The sequence below is a fragment of the Azospira sp. I09 genome (assembly GCF_009177135.1).
In the GTDB taxonomy this organism is placed as follows: Bacteria; Pseudomonadota; Gammaproteobacteria; order Burkholderiales; family Rhodocyclaceae; genus Azospira; species Azospira oryzae.
This window is the reverse complement of record NZ_AP021844.1, coordinates 3703343-3728492: the sequence shown is the minus strand read 5'-3', so window position 1 is coordinate 3728492 and position 25150 is coordinate 3703343. Positions and strand designations below refer to the sequence as shown.

Below are 25150 nucleotides of genomic sequence, written 5' to 3'. Positions count from 1 at the left end.
ATAGGCTGCAATCTTCGAGCAAGACTCAAATTCCATGGCTGCCCTCTCCAATCCCTCCGAAATTGCTCGTGAAGTCCTCCGGCAACTGGCCGTCCGGCGCATACCGCCGACTCCGGACAATTACTTCACCCTCTACAACGAAATTGCCGAACACCCGCCGGGGGATGAGCCGTTCCCGGAAAAGCAGTGCAAAAGCCTGGCGGCCGCCCTTGACCGCAGCCGACCGGCCCAGCAGCGCCTTGCCAGGTCTTTCGACGAGGCGATCCGGGACAAGAGCTGGGAACGCTTCCAGAACACCTGGAAGGCCTTCTGTACCGAAGCCAGCAGCGAACCGCCGCCCTGGAGCGACCTCATTGCCGAACTGATCCGGCAATGGGAAACCCATCATGCCGGCCTGACGCCCGGCAAGAAACGGGACTCCCTGGAACACGTGCTATCCAGTGCCGGCAAGGATCCGGACCTGCTCTTCACCCGCCTGAAAGGGCTCCTCACTTCCTGGAACCAGAATGCGGACGCCGGCGGCACACCCCTGGCCGACGCCCCCGAGATGGCAGAGGAGGACAACGGTGCCGGTGCTGTCGCCGCGACCACAGCATCGGCCAGCACCGACAACGCCCTGGTCGGCGAACTGCGGGAACTGTTTGCCTTCACCCTGGAAACGGCCGTCGCCACCCAGCTGGTGGAGTCGCCCCAGTTGGTGGAAGAAGCCCGGACCCTGGCCAGCGCCGTGCGCCGGGCCCAGGACACAAAGGCCCTGAAAAAGCTGCTGGACAAGCTCAAGCAGTTCGCCTTCCGCCTCGAACTGCTGGCGGACGACCAGCGGGAACTGCGCACCGGCCTGCTGCACCTGCTGCAATTGCTGATCGAGAACGTCAGCGAACTGGTGGAAGACGACCAGTGGCTGCATGGCCAGATCGAAATGGTGCGGGACATCGTCACCAGCCCCCTGTCCCTGCGCACCATTGACGATGCCGAGCAGCGCATCAAGGAAGTCATCTTCAAGCAGAGCCAGCTCAAGCACAGCCTGAGTGAAGCCCAGGAGGCCCTGAAGCACATGCTGGCGGGCTTCGTGGATCATCTGGCCGACTTCGCCGACTCCACTTCCGACTACCACGACAAGGTGGAAGCCTGCGCCCAGCGCATCGCCACAGCCAACAACATTGCCGACCTGCGGACCGTCATCGACGAAGTGATGCACGAAACCCGCATCATCCAGCTCAACGCCCAGCGCTCCCGCGACGAGCTGCGGGCCACCCAGCAGCGGGTGCGTGAATCGGAACAGCGGGTGGCCGAACTGCAGGGCGAGCTGGACAAGGCCAGCACCCTGGTGCGCCACGACCAGCTCACCGGCGCCCTCAACCGCCACGGTCTGGAAGAAGCCTTCGCCAAGGAAACGGCCCGCACCCAGCGGCGCCGCACCCCCCTCTGCCTGGCCATTCTGGACATCGACAACTTCAAGAAGCTCAACGACAGCCTGGGTCACGACGCCGGCGATGCGGCCCTGATCCACCTCATCACGGTCATCAAGAACACCATGCGACCCACCGACCTGGTGGCCCGCTTCGGCGGTGAGGAATTCATTATTATCTTGCCGGACACCGATCTTGAAGAGGCCACAACAGCCCTGCAACGACTACAGAGGCAGCTAACCAAGCATTACTTCATGCACGAAAACCAAAGAATCCTAATCACATTCAGCGCTGGAGTAACCAGGTATCAAGCAGGAGAACCTGAAGCAACAGTCATCAAGCGAGCCGACATCGCCATGTACCAGGCTAAGAACAATGGTAAAAACCAAGTTATCAGTACCTGAACCAAATATCATAAATATCTTACGTAACTTACATCCCATCGATATCTTTAGTCCCACAAGTCTTCAGCTTGAATTAGTCTGCTAGACCCAGAGAAACTCAATATATAGCAAAACAACGGCATGCCTACCTTTACTCAGACACAATTCAGAAAAATCTGGAACACGAATTGCTTGGTATAGCCTACATTTTTAGGAAAAAACCATGAAGCTACCAGGCCTAGAATTACCGGATTCACTTAACTACATAGGTCTTTTCTTGACACTGGACTGCAACCTTAACTGCAGTTACTGCATCAATGACCCAATCCAAGGGGGACAGCGGGCAAATTTATTCAAAATCCGCCCCCAACGAATCCGCCATCTATCGCCCGAGCAATGGAATATGGCACTCAATCGCTTGCCATACCGGCAAGACTTACCAATTACTCTACAGGGAGGAGAACCAACTCTCTACTGGAAAACCAAGGGGTTAGGTGTAATTCTGGGTAGCGTTCCGCATTATTTTGATTTGCTCACCAATTTCGCCCTGAAACCCTTGGATTTCGTCTCCGCCCTAAACGGTAATTTAGGCAAGCTGCAACGAGACGCACCCTATCCCTCAATCCGGGTCAGCTATCACGCAGTAGAAATGAATCGAACTTGGCACGGACATGGCTTCGCTGAACTTGTAGATCGCTGTGAAACGTTGGCTTCCCTCGGTTTCCGTGTCTCCCCGCAAAAAGCGGACAGCGACGTCGGCATCTACATGGTGGCCCATCCGGACAACCAGGTAACCCCGGAAATGGAAGCCCTCTATCAGGGACGAGTGCCCTTTGAGACCAAGGAATTCCTCGGTGTGCATCAGGGCCAGCTCTACGGTCATTACCTCTACCCCTATTCCACCGACCTTATCGCCCGGCACTTCGCCACCACCACCCTGGCCTGCGAATGTCGCACCACCGAGTTGCTCATTGATCCTCTAGGGTTTATCTGGGGCTGCCATTACTATCTTTACGCCAACTGGGAAAAAGGCGGGCCGGAAGCTCAGTTCGCCAAACTGGCCGCCAGAGATTTCCGCTACAGGCGAATGCAGGACGATCTGTTCGATCCGGAGCAGATGCGCCCCATCGGTCATCTGCTGGACCCAGACTTCACCATAGCCGCCCTCACCGAATTTCGGCCCTGCCGGGAGTACGGGCGTTGCATCGGCTGCGACACAAAAATCAAGAACAACCGTTTTCAAAGCTATTACGATCAGGGCATTCCCCACACCTCAGTCCAGATGCGCAACATCCAGCTACCGTCTGCCCTGCGCCGCTCCCTAACAGAGGAGGAGCTGGATCGGGTCGCCCCCTATCTTGCGCCTCTGGATGGAGTCACCCCATGAATTCTCCCCTGCCTATCGCCCCCGTCACCCACAGTCGCAAGCGAGTACTTATCCTCAAGCCTGGTTATAGTGAAACCCTGGACCCGGATGAAGGGGGCGTGGTCAGCCTGGGAGACATCCTGCGCAGCACGGTTATCCTCCACCTCTTTCCCCCCGAGGATTACGAAGTCACCTGGGTGGTGGATCAGAAGGGGGTACCCCTGCTGCGAAGCAATCCCTACATCAGCCGGCTCCTGGTCATTAATCCCTTCACGCCCCACCTCCTGCTTTCCGAGCGGTTTGACATCGTCATCAACTTCGAAAAGGAGCCGGGTATCTGCGCGGTAGCAGACCGGATTCCGGCCTGGCGGCGCTACGGCTTCCGTCTCGACCCCACCACCCACCGCCCTCTGGCCTACGATCTTTCCGATGAGGCCCTGTCCTACACCACGGACCTCCACGCCAAACGGCACAAGGCCAAATCCTGGTCCAGCATTCTCTATGAAATGCTCGGGGAAAATTACCGGAATCAGCCCTACATCCTGGGCTACCAGCCCCTCAGTCAGGTGTGCCACGATGTGGGGCTGAACCACCTGATCGGCCAGAAATTCCCTCTAAAACGCTGGCCGGAGGAACGCTGGCACCAGCTCCACGACCGCCTGGCGGGACACTTCCGGGTTTCCTGGCAGAAAGGGGCCAACGACATCGAAGACTATATCGACTGGATTCACAGCTGCCGGGTACTGGTTACCAACGATTCCCTTGGCCTCCATATCGCTCTGGCCCTAGGCAAGCCAGTGGTAGCCCTGTTCGGACCCACGGTGGCCACGGAGGTGACGGCCCCCAATCTGCTCACCCTGACCCCGGAACTGGGCTGGTCCTGCATTCCCTGCCTGGAATCCCGTTGCCTACAACCCGTTCCCTGCATGGAGCACATTTCCGTCGCCACTGTGGAAGCAGCCCTGCGGCGCCAGTTCCAGGCTCTGGAGGCATCCCCATCGTGAATTTTTCCCTGACAGAACTGCAACACCTGTACCGGGACATGTTGCGCATCCGGCTAACCGAGGAAGCCATCGCGGCCCGTTACGGCGAACAGGAAATGCGCTGCCCCACCCATTTGTGCATCGGCCAGGAGGCCATCTGCGTCGGCGTGGCCCATGCCCTGAACCGGGACGATTACGTCTTCAGCAACCACCGGGCCCACGGTCACTATCTGGCCAAAGGAGGGAATCTTCCGGCCCTAATCGGAGAACTCTATGGCAAGGGCAACGGCTGCTGCGGCGGCATGGGGGGCTCTATGCACCTCATCGACCCGGAAGCCGGTTTCATGGGGGCAGTTCCCATCGTAGCCTCCACCATTCCCTTGGCGGTAGGTGCGGCCTGGGCCGCCCAATTGAAAAACAGTGACCAGGTATCCGTAGCCTTTTTCGGAGATGGCGCTTTTGAAGAGGGAGTGGTCCATGAATCCCTCAATTTCGCCCTGCTGCACCACCTGCCCATGGTTTTCGTCTGCGAAAACAACCTGTATTCCGTCTATACCCGCCTGGATCAGCGCCAGCCCGAGCGCCCCATTCACGGGGTTGCGGCGGCCCACGGCTGCCAGGTAGCCACGGCGGATGGCAATGATGTGGCCGCCGTGGTGGATACGGCCACCCAGGCCATTGCCCAGGCCCGCCAGGGGAAAGGCCCCGTATTCCTGGAATTTTCCACCTACCGCTGGCGGGAACACTGCGGCCCCGATTACGACGATGATCTGGGCTACCGACCCCAGGGAGAATTACAGGATTGGCAGCAACATTGTCCGATACAACGGCTGGCGAACCAGCTCAAGGCCTCTGGGACCGACCGCACTTTTTTCCAGGAAGCCAAGGACACCGTCGACGCCGAAGTGGCCGCCGCCTTTCAGACCGCCCTTGATGCGGCCCCGCCCCGTTACAACGATTTACCAGGATTGCTCCATGGCTGATACCCAGCGTTGCCTCTCCCAAGCCGAAGCCATCCGGGAAGCCCTGGCCCAGGCGATGGCCGCCGATCCCCGGGTCATTCTTCTGGGGGAAGGGGTGCCCGACCCCAAACACATTTTCGGCACCACCGCTGGTCTCCAGGAACAGTTCGGCCCCCAACGGGTGTTCGACACCCCCTTAGCGGAAAACGGCATGACCGGCATTGCCATCGGCGCTGCCCTAGCGGGTATGCGTCCGGTAATGGTACACCAGCGCATTGATTTCATGCTGCTGTGCGCCGACCAGATCATCAACAACGCCGCCAAGTGGCGCTACGTCTTTGCCGGACGGGCCCATGTGCCCCTGGTGATCCGTACCGTGGTGGGCCGGGGCTGGGGCCAAGGGCCCCAGCACGCCCAAGCCTTGCACAGCCTCTTCGCCCATATTCCCGGTCTGCGGGTCGCCCTACCGGTTACCGCTCATGATGCCAAGGGCATGCTCCTGGCAGCCATCGCCTGCGACGACCCGGTGCTGTTCGTCGAACACCGCTGGCTCCACGGTCTGGTGGATCAGGTACCGGAGGCCCCCTACATCGCGCCGCTGGAACAGGCTGCCATTCGCCGTCCCGGCCGGGATGTCACCATCGCCGCCTTTTCCTACATGGTGGTGGAAAGCCTGCTGGCGGCGGAAGCCCTGGCGGAGCAGGGCTGGGAGGTGGAAGTGCTGGACATGCGCATGGCCCGTCCTCTGGACGTAGCCGGGGTAGCGGCCTCGGTGGCCCGCACCGGCCATCTGGTGGCCGCAGACATCGGCTGGAAAACCGGTGGCATCGCCGGGGAGCTGGTGGCGGCTATCACCGAGCAATGCTGGGGGCAACTGGCAGCGGCCCCCGCCCGAGTGACCCTGCCCGACCTGCCCGCCCCCACTTCCCATTTCCTGGCGGCGGACTACTACCCGGACGCCACCAGCATCGCCCTGGCCGTAGTAGCCCAACGGCCAGACAAGACCCTGGATCGGGAACAACTGCAAGCGCGTTTGCGCCGCACCACCCCAGCAGATGCTCCCCAGAAAGAATTCACCGGTCCCTTCTGATGCCCCTCCGCCTTTTTTATCACCTTTTCCGGAGCCCCCCAGTGGGTGTTTCCCTCCTGAGGTAAGCATGTCCGACCAATTCGCCATCGATAGTCACAAGCTGGTGTATCACCCCCGCCGGGTCAGCCAGTTCCTGGAGGCCGGGGAAGACTGGGAAAAATTCAAACACCTCTACCCCATTTACGTGGAAATCGCCCCCGTAGGCGCCTGCAACCACCGGTGCACCTTCTGCGCTGTGGATTACATCGGCTACCAGCCAGTGCGTCTGGATCTGGCCGTGGTGCAACGTACCCTGGCGGACATGGGACGCCTGGGGGTCAAAAGCGTGATGTTCGCCGGGGAAGGGGAACCCATGCTGCACACGGACATCCACCGCATGGTGCTGGCGGCAGCGGAAGCGGGCATGGACTCGGCCTTCACCACCAATGCCACGGTGGTGAGCGAAGCCTTTGTCGCCGAAGCCCTACCCCATGTGTCCTGGATCAAGGTATCCCTCAACGCGGGCAGCCCGGAAACCTACGCCAAGATTCACCGCACCAAGGCGGAAGACTTCAACAAGGTAGTGGGCAATCTGAAGCGTCTGGTGGCCGCCCGCCAGCGGGATGGAGGTAAGTGCACCCTGGGAGCCCAGATTCTCCTGCTGCCGGAAAACGCCAGGGAAATCACCCAGCTGGCCCGCCTCTGCCGGGACGAAATCGGTCTTGACTATCTGGTGGTGAAGCCCTATTCCCAGCACTACGCCAGTGTCACCCAAACCTACCGGGATCTGGACTATTCCCGCTTGCTCTCCCTCCAGGAAACCCTGGCGGAGGAAAACCGGAACAATTTCCAGGTGATATTCCGCAGCCACACCATGAAAAAACATACAGAAGGGGAACAGGACCGTTACTCCCGCTGCCTTTCCACCCCCGCATTCTGGGCTTATGTCATGGCGACCGGTGCCGTATACGGTTGTAGTGCTTACCTGCTGGACTCCCGCTTTGAATATGGCAACATCAATCAACAGGATTTCCAAAGCATCTGGGAAGGCCCCAAGCGGCAGGCGAATTTCGCCTTTGTGCGCCAGGAACTGGATATTCACCAGTGCCGGGTCAATTGCCGCATGGACGAAGTGAACCGCTATCTGGACAAATTGGTCCGGGGCACCGTTCCCCACGTCAATTTCATTTAGGAAACCGCCGTGTCCTCTGCCTTGCCCGAACACACCCAACTCATTCTCGACGGCACCAAGATTCCCTGGCACCTGGGCCGGGTGCAGGCCTGGGAACGGGGGGAGCGCATTGCCCCCATCACCATCGACATGGCCCTCACCCGGGCCTGCAACTACGCCTGCACCTACTGCTATGCCACTCTGCAGGAAAATGACCGGAAGACGATTACCCAGCAGGTGATTTACGATTTCCTCGAAGATGCCGCAGACATCGGAGTAAAAGGCATCAGTCTGGTGTCGGATGGGGAAAGCTCCGTCTCCCCGGTGTTTGCCGACGCCATTGTGCGGGGCGGGGAGCTGGGTCTGTCCATGGCCACCGGCACCAACGGCTTTCTCGTCACTCCGGACATGGCGGAGCGCATCCTGCCCCACCTGACCTATCTGCGCATCAACATCTCCGCCGGAGAACGGGACCGGTATGCGGAAATCATGGGAGTCAAGCCGGCCTTCTATGACCGGGTTCTGGACAACATCCGGGCCATGGTGCGCATCAAACGGGAACGGAATCTTTCCGTCACCCTGGGTCTGCAAATGGTGCTCATGCCCCAGTTCGGCGACCAGGTATTGCCCCTGGCCCGGCTGGGCCGGGAGCTGGGGGTGGATTACTGCATCTTCAAGCATTGCAGCGACAATGAAGACGGGGATCTCCAGGTGGATTACAGCGGCTACGGAGACCTCTTCGATACCCTGCACCAGGCGGAAGCCCTGTCCACCCCGGATTACCAAGTCTCGGTCAAGTGGTCCAAGATTTTGGCCGGGGAAAAACGCAGCTATCAGCGCTGCTACGGCCCCCCCTTCATCATCCAGCTGTCGGGTTCCGGTCTGGTGGCTCCCTGTGGCATGCTCTTCAACGAGCGCTACAAGAAATTCCACCTGGGTAATATCTGCGACACGCGCTTCAAGGACATCTGGCAAAGCGATGCCTATTGGGAAGTCATGAATTATCTGGCCTCCCCAGATTTCAATGCCCAGACCATGTGTGGCACCCTTTGCCTGCAACACAAGGTCAATGAAACCCTGGACGCCTATCGGCGCGGTGAAATTCAACTGCGCGCCCCCCAGGGCACCCCGCCGGACCATCTCAATTTCATCTGACACCATGGCCACCACCTCTTACCACCAGTCCCTCCGGGATAGCGCCGCCCGTCTGGCCGCCCTCTTGGAGAAAACGCCCCCCCCTCCTGCTGGCGCCCGTTTGCAGCCCCCCCTTGATCCGGACACGGACGCCCTGGGGCTGCGCCTATGGCTGGCTGCAGATACGGACGGCATCCAGGCGGCCCACTTCACCAACGCCCCCGAAGCGGACCGGGATTGGCTGGACATCCTGGCCTGCCTGCTCCCGGGCTTAAGCCTGGAGGAAGCCGCCGCCCAGGGGGCTGCCTATGCGTTCCACCTGGTTAGCCGGGAAGTTCCGCCTCCGGCGGACCGGGGCATTCTCAATCCGATTCAGGAAGCCCCCGCCCTGGAACAGGCTCAGACCGCCCTACGGGCCTACCGGCAGCAATGCCGCCCCGCCGCCCCCCCCCCGGCACTGTCCGGCGCCGCCTTCCTGGCCCTACCGGAAACCTGGACCCAAGCCACCCCGGGAGCCCGTCTGGCCCACTTGCGCCAGGTCGTGGCCCACACGCTTCAGGAGGAGAATCTGGCCCAGGGCCTTTTGGAAGTGGACCGGCTGGAGGACGACATCCGGGGGCGCCCGGTGCGGGTCATCCTCAATTACGAAAAAAGCGCCGACTCCGCCGAACTGCCTGCCCTGATGCGCAGCCTGGAAAAGGCGCTGCGCCGCCAAGCGGCCCCCTGGCTAGAGGTGTATGGGGAAGAGCGGGTAGATCGGAACGCTCTGCGCCGCACCATCCTCGTCGATCAACGGAAAGCCTGACCCATGTCTGCCGCCCCCCTTATCTCTGTCGTCATCCCCGCCTACAACTACGGCCGCTATCTCCCCAAAGCCCTGTCCTCCGTACAAAACCAGGATTTCCAGGATTGGGAACTGGTGGTGGTGGATGACTGTTCCACGGACGACACTCCGGAACGCCTCCAAGCCTTCCAGGCAGACGACCGCATCCGGGTGATACGCAATCCGGAAAACTTGGGAGCGGTCGCCAATGTGAATAAGGCTTTCGGGGAGGCCCGGGGGGAATTCGTCCTGCTCCTGGGCGCCGATGATTTTCTCCTGCCCGGCTGCCTGGGGCGCTTACTCAACGCCCTGCGCCAGTATCCCCAGGCCGGTTTCGCCTACGCCAACTACGTTATGGCGGACGATCAGGATCGGCTCGTCAGCACCGTACGCCACCCGGGCCACCTGCCCTGCCATCTGCCCCCGGGTCGGGATGATTTTCCCGATCTGCTGCGCTTCGATGAGTACATTTACATGGGCGCCACCCTGTTTCGCACCCGGGTAATCCGGGAACAGGGGGCCTTTGATCCGGAACTCACCATCGATGACCAACCGGGTCGCTTTTTCCGAGCAACGGACTGGGATCTGGCCCTACGCCTGTCCTTGCGAGGCGTACTTTCTACCTTTATCTATGCCCCCTTGGGCGCCTTCCGCATCCACAACAATCAGGCGTCCGTAGGTCGGGATTTTGACGAACAGGGCATCGGCGCCAGGGAATTCGCCGTCCTCCTGGACCGCTATCTGGTAGCGGAAAATCGGGACCGGCTGGCAGGTTACGAAGCCGGCATTCTGGATACCCTGAACCGGAAGCGGGAAGCCTACCGCCAGGCTTCCCTTCCGGGCCGCAACGGAGATTCGGCCCGGGTCCTGGCTGCCTACGAGCGGGGGGAAGCCTTTTTGCGTGAGTTGCAGAACGATCCCCTGGACGGCCCCCTGGATAACCCCACCCTGACCATCGTGCTGCCCCTCATGGATAACCCGGAGGTGGTGGATCAGGTATTGACCCAGCTGGATTTGCAGCAGTTTAAAAACTGGGAACTGCTGGCGGTAAATCGGGGGCGCATGGATTGCGCCAACTTGGGAGATGACCCGACCCGTAGCCAGGCCGTCCGCTGTCTCCACTTGCCCGGCGTAGGCCTGGCCACAGCCTACAATCAGGCGGCCCAGGTAGCGGGCGGGCAACTGCTCTACTTCATGGACCCCCAGGGATATCTGGCCCCGGATTTTCTCGCCTACCTGGTTCAGGCCCTCAGCCAGCCGGGCTGCACCACAGTCCAATACCCGGTGAGCACCCGGGAGCCGGAGGAATGTGCTGGGCTGCATCGGGCCTGGAACAGCCTGCTCGGTATGGTTCTCTCCGCCGGTCACCCCTGGCAGGACCAGATGCCCCCCCTCGCCGCCTTCGCCCTACGCCGCACCCTATTCCTGCGCCAAGGCGGCCTGGATCAATCCCTGCCCCTATTGGCAGACCTGGATTTCATCCTCACCCTGGAACGGAATTTCACCGTTCATCAGCTGGAAGCCAAGGGGGATGTTCAGGTGGGGTCCATGATCGCCATGATGTTCCAGGAAAACGCCCTGGGCCTCACCGACCAGGGCATCGAACAGGCTCTGCAAATGGTGGTGCACAAATTCGCCCTACCTCTCACTCAACGCTAACGCTTTACCCGGCCCCCAATTGACTCAATATCAACGCGTCCTGATCCGGGCCCCGGCCCGGACCTTCTTCTACATCAATCTGGCCCTCGCCCTGCGCCGTGCCTTCATGCGTACCGGAGCGGACTGCCTGACCCAGGTAGCCGACTTGAATGAGGGGGCAGAAAACGCTCTGTTGCAGGGCTATGCCCCGGATTTGGTGTTTTCCATCAACTGTCCCCACCCGAACCAGACCGCACCAGCCTTCCGCCATGTACTCTGGCTTCAGGACAATATTTTCAATGGTCGGGACCTGCGCCATACGAGATTCGAATCGAAAGAAGATGATTTGGTCTATGTAGTGAGCCAGCGATTAAAAAATCTTGTTTTTCCTGACAACCCCGATGTTGGAATCCTACATTTTGCAACTCAACCACTAGAGCACGGAGACGAAAAAGCAGAAATAAAGACCGACTTCTCTCTGGTTGGCTATATTCCTTCGGCAAGTTTATTAAGCAATCAGTACTCTATCGGCAACGGCCGCCAATTCTCGGGGCAAGATTATTTTAATTTTTTGAGCGCCGCCCTCGGAGACGAAATCGACTATCCGTTAGAGCTACTCGATGACATCGTTGAAGTTTTTTTTAATACTCTGGGAAGCACAACAAAGGAATTACCCCCTGAAGCCTTGAGCATATTTAAAGAAGAATATATCAGGGCCTTCAACCGTTTTCGTTTAGCGGAAACAATCCTACAGAACGGTCATTCCTTACACTTATACGGCCCCGACACCTGGAAAGGCTGGCCACATTTAACAAACCACTACCAACGGGAATTACCCGGCTTCCGCGATCTCGTGCGCACATTCAGAACCAGCGCCTTTAATTTACATAATGGCGGAATGATCATACACCCGCGGGTTTTTGATTGTATGGGGGCATACGGCGGCCCCATCTTCGCAAATCGAAATATTGTCACTGGTGAAGAGATGAAAGATTTTATTCCAGGAACTCACTACATAGAATATTCGTTATCGAATCTTAAAGAGGTTACTAATTATTACCTCTTTAACCCAGAGACAGAGAAAATAAAAAAAAATGCGTATGACCTCATACAAGAAAAACATACTTGGAACCATCGGGTAGCACAAATTCTCAATGACTTGGAGAAAGTATCGTGACCATCGATTTCTCAAATCTCGGATTTGATGATTTTCGTCGGATGGCCTTAGATAACACCCTCAGCCAAAATGAAAAAATTGGTTTCCCTGATTCCTACCGGCAGGGATTTGAAGAACGAATATTCGAGGACATCAACAAAAAACTCACCAATTTAGACCTCAGAAAAAAAACCATCCTTGACATCGGCCCCGGATGCGGGCCACTGGCACATCTGCTCCTGGAAAAAGGCAAAAATAGGGAGCATCATCTTATCTTGGTAGATTCAGAGGAAATGCTTTCTCAATTACCGGATAACAATAACAACAAAAAAGTAGCCGGACACTTCCCCGAATGCAAAGAAAATCTGCAGACTTATGTAAACGGTGTTGACGCAATTCTTTGCTACAGCGTTTTACATTACATTTTCAATGAATCGTCATTATTCAAGTTTATTGACACCTCCATGGAATTACTATCCCCTGGCGGACAAATGTTAATTGGAGACATTCCAAACATATCGAAGCGAAAACGGTTCTTTTCCAGTCAACCTGGAATACGCTTCCATCAGAATTTCACAGCAACGGAAGAAATCCCCTCTGTCAGCTTTACCACCATCGAGCCAGGAAAAATTGACGACTCCGTGATCCTATCAATCATAATGCGAGTTCGAGCGCAGGGATGTGATGCTTACTGGGTGCCGCAGTCGCCGCAATTACCCATGGCGAACAGAAGAGAAGACATACTCATCTTAAAACCATAAAAGGGCACAATCATGGATAAAACAAAAAACCTTATTATCGTTGGAGATTCTGCCTTCGCAGAAATCGCTTATGAATACTTCCTGCACGACTCAAATTATTCAATAAGTGCATTTTCTGTAGAAGAAAAGTTCATCAAAAAAGCAAGTTTATTTGGGATACCGGTTGTACCATTTGAGACGCTCCCCCATAGCCACCCGCCAAAAGCCTACGATGTGTATGTTGCCATACCATACACTCAACTCAACCGCTTAAGAACTAGACTCGCCGCATCGGCAAAGCAACAGGGATACCACTTGGCTTCATATATCAGTTCGAAATCATTTGTGTGGTCTAACGTAAAAATTGGCGAACATTGTTTCATTTTTGAAAACAACACGATCCAACCATTCTGTAATATTGAGGACAATGTTATTTTGTGGAGCGGAAATCATATTGGCCATCACTCCACCATTAGAAATAACTGCTTTATTTCCTCCCATGTAGTTATTTCCGGATTTTGCGATATAGGAGAAAATTCTTTTCTTGGAGTAAATTCGACTTTAGCAAACAACATAACAGTAGGACAAAATAACTGGGTTGGACCCAGCACGACCATTATGAAAAACACACCGGATAATGCGTTTTTCAAAACAGAGACAGCCATTTCTCATAAGCTGAGTTCATTAGAATTCTTCAAGCTATAGCGAGATATTCATCGTGAAATGGAGAAAACTGGGATTAATCTATGGCCCTGATGGCACCCTTCCCTGGGCTCTAACTCATGCAATGGTTCCTACCCCCTACAGAATCAGCCGAGAAATTATCCGAATATTTTTCAGCAGCTGCGACAAACATGGTGTAGCCCGTCCGAGTTACATTGATGTAGCAGGAGATAATCCCACCAACATTCTGTATATTCATGACCGTCCGCTATTTGATATCGGTGTGCCCGGTACCTTTGACGAAAATGGGATTCTCCCTTGCTCTGTCGCGCCCACCCCACAGAATCAGATTTACATGTACTACGCCGGCTTTGAATTAGGCACAAAAATTCGTTATAGATTATTAACCGGATTAGCGATAAGCCAGGATGGGGGAAGCACATTTAAAAAAACCCACACCACCCCTATTTTAGAGCGCACACCTTACGAATTATTTATTCGAGGTGGCCCTTACTGCCTGCATGACGCAGGCCATTTTAAATTGTGGTATGTGGCCGGCAGTCGTTGGGAAGAGATCAACAAAAAATCTTCCCCTATTTACGATATTCGTTATGCTGAATCAAACGATGGAATCCACTGGCCGTCAGAAGGGAAAACGGTCATCCCAGTATCCAAGCCGGATGAGTATGGATTTGGCCGCCCTTGCATCATAAAGAAACCCGGTGGTGGTTATCGTATGTTTTACTCCATACGTCGCCGTTCTTTAGGCGCCTATCGGCTGGGTTATGCAGAATCTAGGGATGGCATCCAATGGGAACGGCTGGATGAGAAATTAAATCTAGACATCACACCAGGGAGCTTCGATTCCGACACAATCACATACGCTGCCCCCCTCGAAATAAATGGGAAATTATATTTATTCTACAATGGCAATAACTTTGGGGAATCTGGATTTGCTGCCGCGATATTGGAAGACGAATGATTCTAAAAATTCGGCCATTCACTTCAAATGACATTGAAGTCTGGGATAAATTTTGTAGCGAAGCAATTCAAGCCACAATACTCCATACTCGACGCTACTTATCCTATCACGGCGACAGATTCTCTGATAGGTCGTTAATCCTGGAGAGTAATGAGCGTCTTGTCGGCCTCTTTCCAGCAGCCGAATCGCCCCACAACTGCCAGACTATAATTTCTCACCCAGGCATTACTTATGGTGGATTGCTACACAAAGGGGAGTTACATGGTGAAAATAGCAGGGAAGCCCTACAATTAGTCATGCAGCATTACAAGAGCACCAATTATATTAATTTAATATATAAAGCAATCCCGCCCATCTATCACCGGCGTCCTTCCCAGGATGACTTGTATTCCTTAGACACGTTTGGCTCTAGACTGATAAGACGCGATCTTAGTTGCACTATTGACCTTTCCAATCGAGGCAACCCCAGCCATAGGCGTGTCAGGGGTTTAAAAAATGCTGAACGGCATGGAATTTCTATCTTAGAAGGGAATCGCTATTTACCCGATCTATGGGCGATATTAACAAAAAATCTAGAAAGCCGGCATAGCGCCTACCCCACCCATTCCATTACAGAAATTGAGCTCCTTGCTAATCGTTTTCCCAACCACATCAAATGCATTTGTGGTGCCACTGAAGGAGTTATTGTTGGCGGCATTGTTTTATATATATCCCCTACTTGTCACCATGCCCAATACATCACTTCTTCGCCAGAAGGTAATGCAGTTTCTGTATTAGATAAAATTTTCAGCTTCGCAATTTCCAACGCAAAAAGCCAAGGAGCACGGTGGTTTGATTTTGGTATCAGTACTGAAGACAATGGAAGAGTTCTAAACAACGGTCTCTATCAGTTTAAGAGCGAATTCGGTGGTGGCGGTACAGTCCACGACTTTTATGAACTTGATTTGCGGTGTTCAACATGACCCTCGATGACTGCAGACTTATCGAACTTCCAAAAATATCGGACCCGAGAGGAAATTTAACTTTTGTCGAAGGGAATCACCATATTCCCTTCGACATTAAGCGTACCTATTACCTCTACGACGTCCCTGGCGGCTCTGTTCGCGGCTCCCATGCTCATAGGAATCTCCATCAATTCATTATCGCCATGTCAGGGAGTTTTGACGTTGTACTCAGCGATGGAATTTCAGATCACCGTTTTCACCTTAACCGCTCTTACTATGGGCTCTATGTCTGCCCCATGATGTGGCGAACACTGGACAATTTTTCTTCCGGCGCCGTCTGCATGGTGCTGGCCTCCGCTCCCTATGAGGAAGAGGACTACATTCGGGACCATGACCAGTTTCTCCGGGAAGTGTTGGCCCCATGACTCCGCCCCTAAATGTCCCTTTTCTCGACCTGAGCGCTGCCTACCGGGAACTCCAACCGGAAATTGAAGGGGCGGTTTTAGAGGTGCTGCGTTCCGGCCACTATGTCGGGGGCCGGGTTGTGGCGGAATTTGAGGAAAAATTTGCCGCTGCTACCGGCGCCGCCTACTGTATCGGTGTGGGCAACGGCCTGGACGCCCTGCATCTGACTTTGGCAGCCCTAGGCATTGGCCCCGGGGACGAAGTGCTGGTCCCCAGCAACACCTTCATCGCCACCTGGCTGGCAGTTAGCCATTGCGGCGCCACCCCGGTAGCGGTGGAGCCCGATCCCGTTACTTACACGATGGATCCAAGCAACCTGGAAGCGGCCATCACTCCCCGCACCCGGGCCATTCTTCCGGTCCATCTCTACGGTCACCCGGTGGATCTGGACCCCATCATGGCTATCGCCCGCCGCTATAGGCTGGCTGTGGTGGAAGATGGAGCCCAAGCTCACGGCACCCGCTACAAGGGACGCCCCATCGGGAGCCATGGCAATCCGGTGGCCTGGAGTTTCTATCCGGGAAAAAATCTGGGCGCCCTGGGGGACGGGGGAGCGGTCACCACGGATGACCCTGCACTCCAAGAACGAATTCGGGAATTGGGCAATTACGGCTCCCAACAAAAATACGTCCACGAGCGGATTGGCTTCAACAGCCGGCTGGACCCGGTGCAAGCGGCTGTCCTGGGGGTCAAGCTAGCCTATCTGGAAGACTGGAATGGACATCGCCGCCAACTCGCCCAACGCTATAGGGAAGCCCTGGCGGTCACCTCTCTCACTCTGCCCACCGTCGCCCCTTGGGCTGACCCGGCGTGGCACCTGTTCGTCATCCGTCATCCTCAGCGGAATGCTTTGCAGCGCTATCTGGCGGAGCGAGGCATCAGCACCCTGATCCACTACCCCACCCCGCCCCACCGGCAACAGGCCTATGCCCGGGCATGGGCTGGAATTAACTGCCCCCTGGCAGAACAACTGGCAGGAGAGGTACTCAGCTTGCCCATGGGGCCCCAGTTAACCGATACCCAGGCCCAATGGGTCATCCAGGCTCTGACCGAAACCGGAGAAGTCCTCTGAAAGCCGCACCCAGCTTGAGGATTGAGGAGTTTTTCTGCCCCCACCTGCCGTTTGCAGGCAGAATAGGGCCCCAACGCCTTTCCTGACCGGAACAATGGAACGCACCATGAAAATTTCCCTGATTCCCGCCCAAAACGCAGATAACGTCAGCAGCCGTATCCGGGTCTTCCTCCTGGCCCAAGCTTTGCAGGCTGCCGGTCAGGAGACCCACACCCAACCCATGCCGGATGTGGACCTACTATTCATTCAGAAAAAAATTACCCCAGATTTACTCGCTTACGCCCGGCTCGTAAAAGCCCGGGGGGGCCGGGTCATCTACGATCTAGACGAAAGTCATGAAGAGAAACTGGCGGAGTTGGACATCCGCCCAGAAGACTGGCAGACCATGGTCGGACTAGCAGACCTAGTCACCACGGACACCCCGGAGCGGGCCCGACTTCTAGCCCTGCGTTTCCCCCAGGCAAACTTGGCAGTACTGCCCGGCGGCATTGATACTTCCCCCGACAAAGCGGCCCCCGCTCCCATCCATGATGACTTGCGCATCATCTGGTTCGGTTCGGTGGGTAACCTTTACCAGATCGCCCCCCTAGTACCCACCCTGCGGACCTTAGGCGCTCAACTCCATGTGGTGACAGACAGGGCTGCTCTGCCAGAACTAGGGAAAATGCTGCCTGACTTCAAACTCCACCCTTGGTCTCAAGAAAATTTTTCCACCCTATTGCAACAAGGTGATCTGGCCCTACTTACCCAGACCGGGGACAAGCATGAAGACAGCAAAAGTAACGGGGAAATGCTCACCGCTATCGCGAACGGCCTGGTTCCCCTAGTCAGTTCCTGCCCAGCCTATCGGGCTCTGGCCCAGGCCTTAAATGCAGAAGATAGTATCTATACCTCGCCAGAAACCCTGGCAGAAGCGGTTAGTACCTATGCTGACCGGAAGCGGCGACAGGCCTATCTGGACCGAGCCCAGCCCTATATCCAGGAACACTACGGTCCTGCTGCTCTTGCAAATTACTTTCTCGGGTTGCTTGAAACTTTCCCCCCACGAGTGAGCGCCCCCCAACCGGAAGCGCCCTTGGCGCCCACCTTTGCTTCTGCCCGCTCTGCACCCCTCCCCCATGTTTCTGTCATCATCCCTACCAAGGACCGCCCCCACCTTCTGGCCCAGGCACTTCAGAGTCTGCAGTACCAAACCTACCGCTGTTTTGAGGTCGTAATAGCCAACGACGGCGGCTGCGACGTGGGAGATGTGGTGGACTATTTCGGTAGTCACTTCCCTATCACCTACATCCGCCGCTCCACTTCCGGTGGTGCGGCGGCTGCCCGCAACATGGCCCTTTCCGCGGCCCGGGGGAACATCATCGCCTACCTGGACGATGACGACTACTACTTCACCCACCACTTGGAAACCATCGCCACAGCCCTGGAAAACACCGCCTTCGACTTCGTCTACAGCGACGCCGAGTACGTGGTGCACAAGATGGTGGATGGTCGCCCCATGGAGACCACCCGCACCCGCCCTTACCAGATCCGCCCCTATTCCCGGGATGATTTGCTGGTGGCCAACTACATCCCCACGCCAACCTGGGCTCACCGTGCTTCCTTGCTTAAGCAGATCGGCGGGTTTGACGAATCCATGACCATCCTGGAGGACTGGGACTTCCTGCTACGAGCATCCGCTGTCGCCCGTATCCAGAAAATCGAACGGCTCTCGGTGGAGGTCCGTCAGGCAGCATTCCGTCAGGACCACACGCTCCCATCGGCAGCACGGCAGCTGCCCGGGTTCAAGCAGTTGTACGCTCGCTACCCAGCCCCCAACGCCAGCGTGGAGCGCCTGCGCCAGATACTCCTGCAGGAACTGGAAACCCCCCAAGGCCCCTCCCAATACCGAGTCCCTACCGCCTTCGAGGATGGCTACCCCCTGTGGGTGAACAAGCACTCCCTGGAGCCCATCCACGGCCAGGTCCATGCGGAACGAATGATGGCCTGGCAGCGTCGCCCCCATTTCCTCCTCCTCATGCCGGTACGTCAGCAAGAAATGGAACAGCTGGCGAAGACCATCGACGGACTACAGCAGCAGCTCTATCAGGGTTGGCAGCTGATTGTGCTGTCGGACCAGCCCACCCCCAACGACATTTTCAACCAGTCCGAAGTACTCGGTTGGCTTCAGTTGGACAGTCTGGAGGATGAACAGACCCTGGTGGCGGGCTGCAATGCTGTTATCGAGAACATCCCTAGCGACTGGGTAGCCCTGCTGCCTCCCGGAACCACCCTGGAGCCCAATGCTCTCCTCAGCATCGGCGATTACGCTCAACTGCACCCGGAATGGCAAGCCATCTATAGCGACCATGATTTCCTGAGTGCTACAGGACAGCGACAGGACCCATGGTTTAAGCCGGACTTCAGTCTGGACTATCTTCGCTCCATGGACTACGTGGGCAGTGCAGTGTGGTTCCAGACCCAGGCTCTGCGCAGTGCAGGCAGTTTCGCGCCCTTCCCCGGAGCACTGCAGTACGACGCCCTTTTGCGCATCTTTGATCAAGAGGGTGGATTCTCGTCTATCGGCCATATCGCCGAGCCCTTGGTGCATCTCCCCTTTAGCCTGACGGAACATCCTCTGGCCCAAGCGTCCCGTCAGGTAGCGGTGGAAGCACACCTGGCGCGTCGGAAAGTACCAGGCCAAGTAGAACAGGGGCTGCTGCCGGATACTCTGCGGGTGGCCTATCCTCTGGAGCGCACCCCCCTCGTATCCATCATCATCCCCAATCGGGATAGCGTGTGGTACCTACGCCCTTGCCTGGAAACACTGTTCCAGAAGACGGACTACACCCATTACGAAGTCATCATCGTCGATAACCAGACCGAAGATCCCGATACCCTGGCCTATTACGACGAACTAGCGGCCACCCATTCGGAACGGGTTCGCATCGTTCACTACGATCGTCCTTTCAATTTCTCCGCCCAATGCAACTTGGGGGTGGAGGCGGCGCAGGGTGAGTTGATCCTACTGCTCAACAACGATACTGAGATCATTCAGGCCAACTGGCTATCCCGAATGGTAGCCCATGCCCTGCGTCCAGAAGTGGGCATCGTTGGCGCCCGCCTGGTATATCCGGAAACTGGAAAAGTCCAGCACGCCGGCGTCATTCTTGGCCTTGACCGCCTGGCCTCCCATGGCTTTATGAACCTGGACATGAAGGATCCTGGCTATCTCAACCGCCTCCAGGTGGAACAAAACTATAGTGCCGTCACCGCCGCCTGCATGTTGGTCGCCAAGGAGTTGTTCATCCAGGTTTCAGGCATGGATGAACAGGACACGCCAGTTCTCTTCAACGATGTAGATTTCTGCCTCAAGGTTCGGGAACTGGGCAAACTCATCGTGTGGACACCCTACGCCACCCTGGTTCACCACGAAAGCAAGTCGCTGCAGAGCGAACTCCAGGAGATCAAGCGCCGTGCCGCCATCGTCGAACGGGACTCGGCCACAGCGCTGGCCCTGCATGTCCGTTGGAAGAAGTGGCTCCGGGAAGACCCGGCCTACAATCGTCACCTAGCCCTCAGCACCAACCGCTCCTTCCACGTCGAAAGTGAGTTGGTGGCAGACTGGGATACCAACTTCCATGACCGGCAACGGATCCTCGCCTTTCCCCCAGCCGGCGGGGTAGGCGAGTACCGGTTTACCGCTCCCTTGAAGGGATTGACCCACGCTGCACGCATTCAATCCACCATCGTGCAGACTCGCAAATACCACGAGCTACGCTACCCCACCCTGCCAGAACTGAACCGCCTGGAACCAGACGTACTCATGCAGCAGGTGGACTATTCCCCGGCTTTCTTCGAGTGGCAGGAGCTCTACCGCAAGCAACGACCTGACATGCTGTCGGTCATCATGATTGACGACCTCATCACCCAGATGCCGGAGGACAATCCCAACTACCGACGTATCCCCCGCAACGGACGGCAACGCCTGCGCAAATTGTTCGAGCAAACTGACCGGGTGGTGGTCAGCACCCAGCCTCTCTTCGACTTCGTCAAGGAACTGACCGACGAAGTTCGCCTGGTGCCGAATTCCCTACGGGACGATCTGTGGGCCCACCTCAGTTCCCAGCGCCGAGTCGGGAAAAAGCCCCGGGTGGGCTGGGCCGGTGCCCAGCAACACAAAGGCGATTTGGCCATTATCAGCGAAGCAGTGAAGCAGACGGCCAACGAAGTGGAATGGGTGTTCTTCGGCATGTGTCCCGACGAAATTCGTCCGTACGTGACGGAATATCACCAGTTCGAAGTTGGGGTCGAAGCTTATCCAGCCAAACTGGCCTCCCTCAACCTGGATCTAGCGGTGGCCCCCCTTCAACAGCATCCCTTCAATGAGGCAAAAAGCAATCTGCGTCTGCTGGAATACGGTGTTCTGGGCTTGCCCGTGGTGTGTACGGACATCTATCCCTACCGTACTGACAATGCCCCAGTAACCCGAGTTGCCAACGAGACTGGCGCCTGGGTCCAGGCCATCCGGGAACGAGTCCACGACTTGGATGCCACTGCAAAAGAAGGAGACGCCCTGCAACAGTGGGTGCGCCAACGTTACCTTCTTAGCCACCATCTGGACGCCTGGTTCAAGGCCCTAACGGACCCCCGCCCGTAATCCTTCGGCATAGGGATATCTGCGGATGTCCCTATGCCGAGACTAAGATCATGACATCATCACCTAAGACCCCGACAGAGTTGACCGCCTACTTCGCCGAGGCGGTACAGGCCCAGCAACGGGGCGACCGAGCCACCGCTGAGACACGTTACCGAACCATCCTGGCTGCCGTGCCCGGGCACCTGGACACAGCCCACAATTTGGCCATCCTGCTGGGAGACCAGCAGCGCCATGGAGAGGCTCTGGCCCTGTGGCAAAACGTACAGGCGGCCGAGCCCGGCAGCATCGACGCCTGTATTGAGGCAGCCCTGACCCGCATTCGCATGGGCGATGGCGCCGGAGCGGGCACCGACCTGCAGCAGGCCGTGGCCCTGCAACCCCAGGATGATGACACCTGGCGTCGCATCGCCAGTGGCTTTGTTCTGTTACGCCATTTTCCTGACGCAGTGGATGCCTATACAGCGGCCCTTAATTGCAACCCGGAGGAGCCACGCAACTACACCGCCTTCGCCTCCTTATGCTCTCACCTGGGGGAATATGCGGTCGCCAGGGAATTGGCGGAAAGCGCCACTCGACTCGCCCCTGACCTGCTATGGGCATGGATCGAGTTGGGCAATGCACAAATGAAAGAGGGCTATCCCGAAGCAGCCGCCGCCAGTTTCGGACAAGCCATTCGCATCGCTCCCAAAGACCCGGTGGGCTACTGCAACCTAGCCATCACCCAGATGGAAGCCATGGACTTGGAAGCGGCCCAGACCAATCTGGATCGGGCCCTCGAACTAGACCCGGAACATCCCCTGGCGCGCTGGAACCGGGCTCTGGTACGACTCACCCGGGGGCAACTGCAGGCCGCATGGCCGGATTATGAGTACCGGCGCCAGGCCAACATCCAGGGGGTGATATTTCGTCCCGGCACTCCCCAATGGCGGGGCGAGCCTATCTCCGGCCAGCGGATCCTGCTACTGTGCGAACAGGGTCTAGGGGATTCCCTGCAGTTCATCCGCTACGCCACCCGGGTCAAAGCTCTCGGCGCTTGGGTAGCGGTGCGTATACAAGCCCCCCTGAAACCCCTATTTCAGGAAATGCCGTGTATCGACTTGCTGATTGATGAAAATGAGCCGGTCCCCGAGACAGACTGGCATTGCCACCTGCTTTCCCTACCACTGGCCTTCCATACCAGCATCGCGGACATTCCCGCAGAGATGCCCTATCTGCGGGCCCCCCAGGCCCGCCGGGAGGCATGGCGGGAGCTCCTCGCCCCCCTCTCCAGACCCCGGGTAGGTCTGGTCTGGGCAGGCGGCCGGCGCCAGCACATGGCCGACGCTGTACTACTGGACAGCCGCCGTAGCTTGAAACTGGAGCAGTTGCTGCCTCTGGCCTCTGTCCCCAACATCAGTTTCGTCAGCCTGCAAAAGGATGAGGCCGCAGCTCAAGTCACCGACCTTAAGGGACGGTGGTCCATTACCGATTACAGCGACAAACTGCTGAATTTTGCAGAAACGGCAGCACTGGTGGAATCCCTGGACTTGGTGATCAGCGTGGATACCGCCGTCGCTCACCTAGCCGGCGCCTTGAACAAGCCGGTCTGGCTGCTTAACCGCTGGGATACTGATTGGCGTTGGCTACTACAGCGGGAGGACTCTCCCTGGTACCCCAGCCTACGGCAGTTCCGGCAAACCCAGGAAGAAGGCTGGGACAAGGTGGTCGCCGCTGTTACCCAAGCCTTGCGGCAGTGGCGCCAGGAACAGTGATGACGCCTCTGCCACAACTGCTACAACAAGCCCAGGCGGCCTTTTCTGCCGGCAACTTCGAACAGGCGGCAAAGGCATTCCAGATGGCGGCAACTCTTGCCCCAGGAGACTGGAGCATCCATTTCAACCAAGGCATCTGTCTCGCACAACTGGGAGACGGGCCTCAATCCTACCAAGCCTATGCCCAGGCCCAGGCCCTCAACCCAGACCACACTCCGACTTTAGCCAATTTGGCCGCCACCGCTTTTCAGTTAGGCCGGCTGGACCTGGCCCTGCCCTGGGCCCAACGTCAAGTCGAGTTGGAGCCCGACAATCCCCTGGCCCACGACAATCTGGGGCAGGTATTTCATGGACTGCGGGAGTGGGGAAAGGCCATCCAAGCCTTCCATCGTGCCCTGATCCTGGCGCCTCATGATGCCGCAATCCTCAATCACCTGGGGATGGCTCAGCAGGCCCACGGCCTGCTGGACGAAGCTACGGCCACTTTCCAGACGGCTCGCAAGGCCGCCCCTGGGGATGGGGAAATACTGACCAATTTGGGACTGCTGCTGGAAAAGCAGGGACACTACCAAGCAGGCTTGGAGCTATTGCAGCAGGCCCTCGCCATCTCACCCAAGCAGCCCCGTTACTGGAGCAATGTAGGTAATAGCCTGCGCCGCTGCGGGCGCTATGCCGAGTCCCTAGCAAGCCATCAGCAAGCCGTAGCCCTAGCCCCAGCGGACCCATCGTGCCGATGGAATAACGCCCTAGCCCTGTTGGGCCAGGGCTACTGGAAAGAGGGTTGGGCGGAGTATGAATGGGGAGAAATGGCAGGCACCCGCAGCCGTTTCTCAAACCGGCTTCCCCGTTGGCGGGGAGAACGCCTACATGGCCGTTCCCTGTTGTTACGGGCAGAACAGGGCCTGGGAGACACCCTGCAATTCATTCGCTTTGTTCCCCTGCTGCTGGCTTTCGGAGGCGATATCGTCATTGAAGTCCAGCCAGCCCTGCTGCCTCTTCTGGCCGACTCGGACTCCCCCCTACGCTGGGTTCCCCAAGGGCCCGACCTTCCAAAGGATGCCTGGGGTTGCGACTGTTATCTGCCCTTGCTAAGCCTACCCCATGTGCTGCAATTGGACGAAACACACTTTGCCGCAATCGGCGCCGGCCCCTACATCGAGGTACCCCAGCGTTACCAGGAAAAATGGGCGCAACATCTACCGATCAAGAGCAATGCTAAACGCATCGGTCTGGTATGGGCCGGCAATAGCCGACATCCCAATGACCAAGAACGCTCTTGCCCCCTGTCGGCCCTGGCTCCCTTGCTGAATATCCCCGAGGTTGAATGGGTCAGCCTGCAAAAGCCGTCCCCCGCCAACTTGCCGGCTGCCCTGCTGAACCTAGGTCCGGAACTGGAGGATTTTGCCGATACGGCAGCGGCTCTGGCCAGGCTCGACCTAGTTATTACGGTGGACACTGCCATCGCCCATCTCGCCGGAGCCCTAGGCTGCCCGGCCTGGGTAATGCTGGCAGCGGATGCTGACTGGCGCTGGCCCCGGCAGGGAACGGCAACCTCCTGGTATCCCAGTCTGACTCTGTACCGGCAAAAAATGCCGGGGCAATGGTTGCCGCTTCTGGAGTCCATTGCTAGGTTGCTGCCGAACTGGCTGAAAACCTCTAGCCCCCAGGCCTTCCCCTAAATGCCTGGAAGACAATAGACAAGCCACTTCCCACACCTATTAATGCCATAAACCTCCTATTGCCACGATGATGGCACACCAGTTGCTTAAGTAAAACCAGAGCGCCCCACCCCCTCCGGGG

The 25150-nt window shown here is 57.2% G+C and carries 19 protein-coding genes; all 19 read left to right on the top strand.

Going from position 1 to position 25150, the window contains the following annotated elements; genetic code table 11:
- The first annotated feature begins 34 nt into the window (after positions 1-34).
- The 19 genes from AZSP09_RS17475 (at position 35) to AZSP09_RS17385 (ending at position 25029) form a co-directional block, all read left to right on the top strand.
- A complete protein-coding gene (locus AZSP09_RS17475; protein WP_152090777.1) occupies positions 35-1813 on the top strand; it encodes a GGDEF domain-containing protein in 1779 nt (592 codons plus the stop codon).
- A 382-nt stretch (positions 1814-2195) separates the two neighbouring features.
- Entirely contained in the window at positions 2196-3179 is a 984-nt protein-coding gene (locus AZSP09_RS17470; protein WP_232058821.1) for a hypothetical protein, read from the top strand.
- Positions 3176-4162 carry a glycosyltransferase family 9 protein gene (locus tag AZSP09_RS17465; RefSeq protein WP_152090775.1) on the top strand — a complete coding sequence of 329 codons (987 nt, stop codon included), beginning with the start codon at positions 3176-3178 and terminating at the stop codon, positions 4160-4162. The genes AZSP09_RS17470 and AZSP09_RS17465 overlap by 4 nt, the downstream gene beginning before the upstream one ends.
- The gene (locus AZSP09_RS17460; RefSeq protein ID WP_197739028.1) at positions 4159-5124 is read left to right on the top strand and encodes a thiamine pyrophosphate-dependent dehydrogenase E1 component subunit alpha; all 966 of its coding nucleotides are present in this window, start codon (positions 4159-4161) and stop codon (positions 5122-5124) included. Before AZSP09_RS17465 ends, AZSP09_RS17460 begins: the two co-directional genes overlap by 4 nt.
- Entirely contained in the window at positions 5117-6193 is a 1077-nt protein-coding gene (locus AZSP09_RS17455; RefSeq protein WP_152090774.1) for an alpha-ketoacid dehydrogenase subunit beta, read from the top strand. Before AZSP09_RS17460 ends, AZSP09_RS17455 begins: the two co-directional genes overlap by 8 nt.
- Before the next feature lie 67 nt (positions 6194-6260).
- Positions 6261-7364 carry a radical SAM protein gene (locus AZSP09_RS17450; RefSeq protein WP_152090773.1) on the top strand — a complete coding sequence of 368 codons (1104 nt, stop codon included), beginning with the start codon at positions 6261-6263 and terminating at the stop codon, positions 7362-7364.
- Positions 7365-7373: 9 nt separating this feature from the next.
- Positions 7374-8498, top strand: a complete 1125-nt coding sequence (locus AZSP09_RS17445; protein WP_172974794.1) for a radical SAM protein — start codon at positions 7374-7376, stop codon at positions 8496-8498.
- 4 nt (positions 8499-8502) lie between these two features.
- A complete protein-coding gene (locus tag AZSP09_RS17440) occupies positions 8503-9282 on the top strand; it encodes a hypothetical protein (protein WP_172974793.1) in 780 nt (259 codons plus the stop codon).
- A 3-nt stretch (positions 9283-9285) separates the two neighbouring features.
- A complete protein-coding gene (locus AZSP09_RS17435; protein WP_152090771.1) occupies positions 9286-10959 on the top strand; it encodes a glycosyltransferase family 2 protein in 1674 nt (557 codons plus the stop codon).
- Between the two features lie 19 nt (positions 10960-10978).
- The gene (locus AZSP09_RS17430; RefSeq protein ID WP_152090770.1) at positions 10979-12115 is read left to right on the top strand and encodes a glycosyltransferase family protein; all 1137 of its coding nucleotides are present in this window, start codon (positions 10979-10981) and stop codon (positions 12113-12115) included.
- Positions 12112-12855: a class I SAM-dependent methyltransferase gene (locus AZSP09_RS17425; protein ID WP_197739027.1), complete on the top strand. Its 744-nt coding sequence runs from the start codon at positions 12112-12114 to the stop codon at positions 12853-12855. The genes AZSP09_RS17430 and AZSP09_RS17425 overlap by 4 nt, the downstream gene beginning before the upstream one ends.
- A gap of 12 nt (positions 12856-12867) precedes the next feature.
- On the top strand, positions 12868-13539 hold the full coding sequence (locus AZSP09_RS17420; protein ID WP_152090769.1) for an acetyltransferase: 672 nt from the start codon (positions 12868-12870) through the stop codon (positions 13537-13539).
- Positions 13540-13552: 13 nt separating this feature from the next.
- Complete coding sequence (locus AZSP09_RS17415; RefSeq protein WP_152090768.1) at positions 13553-14479, top strand: hypothetical protein; 927 nt, start codon at positions 13553-13555, stop codon at positions 14477-14479.
- A complete protein-coding gene (locus AZSP09_RS17410; RefSeq protein ID WP_152090767.1) occupies positions 14476-15441 on the top strand; it encodes a GNAT family N-acetyltransferase in 966 nt (321 codons plus the stop codon). The genes AZSP09_RS17415 and AZSP09_RS17410 overlap by 4 nt, the downstream gene beginning before the upstream one ends.
- Positions 15438-15848: a sugar 3,4-ketoisomerase gene (locus tag AZSP09_RS17405; protein ID WP_152090766.1), complete on the top strand. Its 411-nt coding sequence runs from the start codon at positions 15438-15440 to the stop codon at positions 15846-15848. The genes AZSP09_RS17410 and AZSP09_RS17405 overlap by 4 nt, the downstream gene beginning before the upstream one ends.
- A complete protein-coding gene (locus AZSP09_RS17400; RefSeq protein WP_152090765.1) occupies positions 15845-16960 on the top strand; it encodes a DegT/DnrJ/EryC1/StrS family aminotransferase in 1116 nt (371 codons plus the stop codon). Before AZSP09_RS17405 ends, AZSP09_RS17400 begins: the two co-directional genes overlap by 4 nt.
- 106 nt (positions 16961-17066) lie before the next feature.
- Positions 17067-21599: a glycosyltransferase gene (locus AZSP09_RS17395; RefSeq protein ID WP_172974792.1), complete on the top strand. Its 4533-nt coding sequence runs from the start codon at positions 17067-17069 to the stop codon at positions 21597-21599.
- 50 nt (positions 21600-21649) lie between these two features.
- Positions 21650-23350: a tetratricopeptide repeat protein gene (locus tag AZSP09_RS17390; protein ID WP_152090763.1), complete on the top strand. Its 1701-nt coding sequence runs from the start codon at positions 21650-21652 to the stop codon at positions 23348-23350.
- Positions 23350-25029, top strand: a complete 1680-nt coding sequence (locus tag AZSP09_RS17385; protein ID WP_152090762.1) for a tetratricopeptide repeat protein — start codon at positions 23350-23352, stop codon at positions 25027-25029. Before AZSP09_RS17390 ends, AZSP09_RS17385 begins: the two co-directional genes overlap by 1 nt.
- The last annotated feature ends 121 nt before the right edge of the window (positions 25030-25150 follow it).

Excerpts from the sequence above, each read along its gene's own strand:
- AZSP09_RS17420 (WP_152090769.1), top strand. The coding sequence starts at position 12,868 with ATGGATAAAACAAAAAACCTTATTATCGTTGGAGATTCTGCCTTCGCA.
- AZSP09_RS17435 (WP_152090771.1), top strand. The coding sequence starts at position 9,286 with ATGTCTGCCGCCCCCCTTATCTCTGTCGTCATCCCCGCCTACAACTAC.
- AZSP09_RS17390 (WP_152090763.1), top strand. The coding sequence starts at position 21,650 with ATGACATCATCACCTAAGACCCCGACAGAGTTGACCGCCTACTTCGCC.
- AZSP09_RS17400 (WP_152090765.1), top strand. The coding sequence starts at position 15,845 with ATGACTCCGCCCCTAAATGTCCCTTTTCTCGACCTGAGCGCTGCCTAC.
- AZSP09_RS17465 (WP_152090775.1), top strand. The coding sequence starts at position 3,176 with ATGAATTCTCCCCTGCCTATCGCCCCCGTCACCCACAGTCGCAAGCGA.
- AZSP09_RS17395 (WP_172974792.1), top strand. The coding sequence starts at position 17,067 with ATGAAAATTTCCCTGATTCCCGCCCAAAACGCAGATAACGTCAGCAGC.
- AZSP09_RS17450 (WP_152090773.1), top strand. The coding sequence starts at position 6,261 with ATGTCCGACCAATTCGCCATCGATAGTCACAAGCTGGTGTATCACCCC.
- AZSP09_RS17410 (WP_152090767.1), top strand. The coding sequence starts at position 14,476 with ATGATTCTAAAAATTCGGCCATTCACTTCAAATGACATTGAAGTCTGG.
- AZSP09_RS17405 (WP_152090766.1), top strand. The coding sequence starts at position 15,438 with ATGACCCTCGATGACTGCAGACTTATCGAACTTCCAAAAATATCGGAC.
- AZSP09_RS17475 (WP_152090777.1), top strand. The coding sequence starts at position 35 with ATGGCTGCCCTCTCCAATCCCTCCGAAATTGCTCGTGAAGTCCTCCGG.
- AZSP09_RS17455 (WP_152090774.1), top strand. The coding sequence starts at position 5,117 with ATGGCTGATACCCAGCGTTGCCTCTCCCAAGCCGAAGCCATCCGGGAA.
- AZSP09_RS17440 (WP_172974793.1), top strand. The coding sequence starts at position 8,503 with ATGGCCACCACCTCTTACCACCAGTCCCTCCGGGATAGCGCCGCCCGT.
- AZSP09_RS17470 (WP_232058821.1), top strand. The coding sequence starts at position 2,196 with ATGGCACTCAATCGCTTGCCATACCGGCAAGACTTACCAATTACTCTA.
- AZSP09_RS17385 (WP_152090762.1), top strand. The coding sequence starts at position 23,350 with ATGACGCCTCTGCCACAACTGCTACAACAAGCCCAGGCGGCCTTTTCT.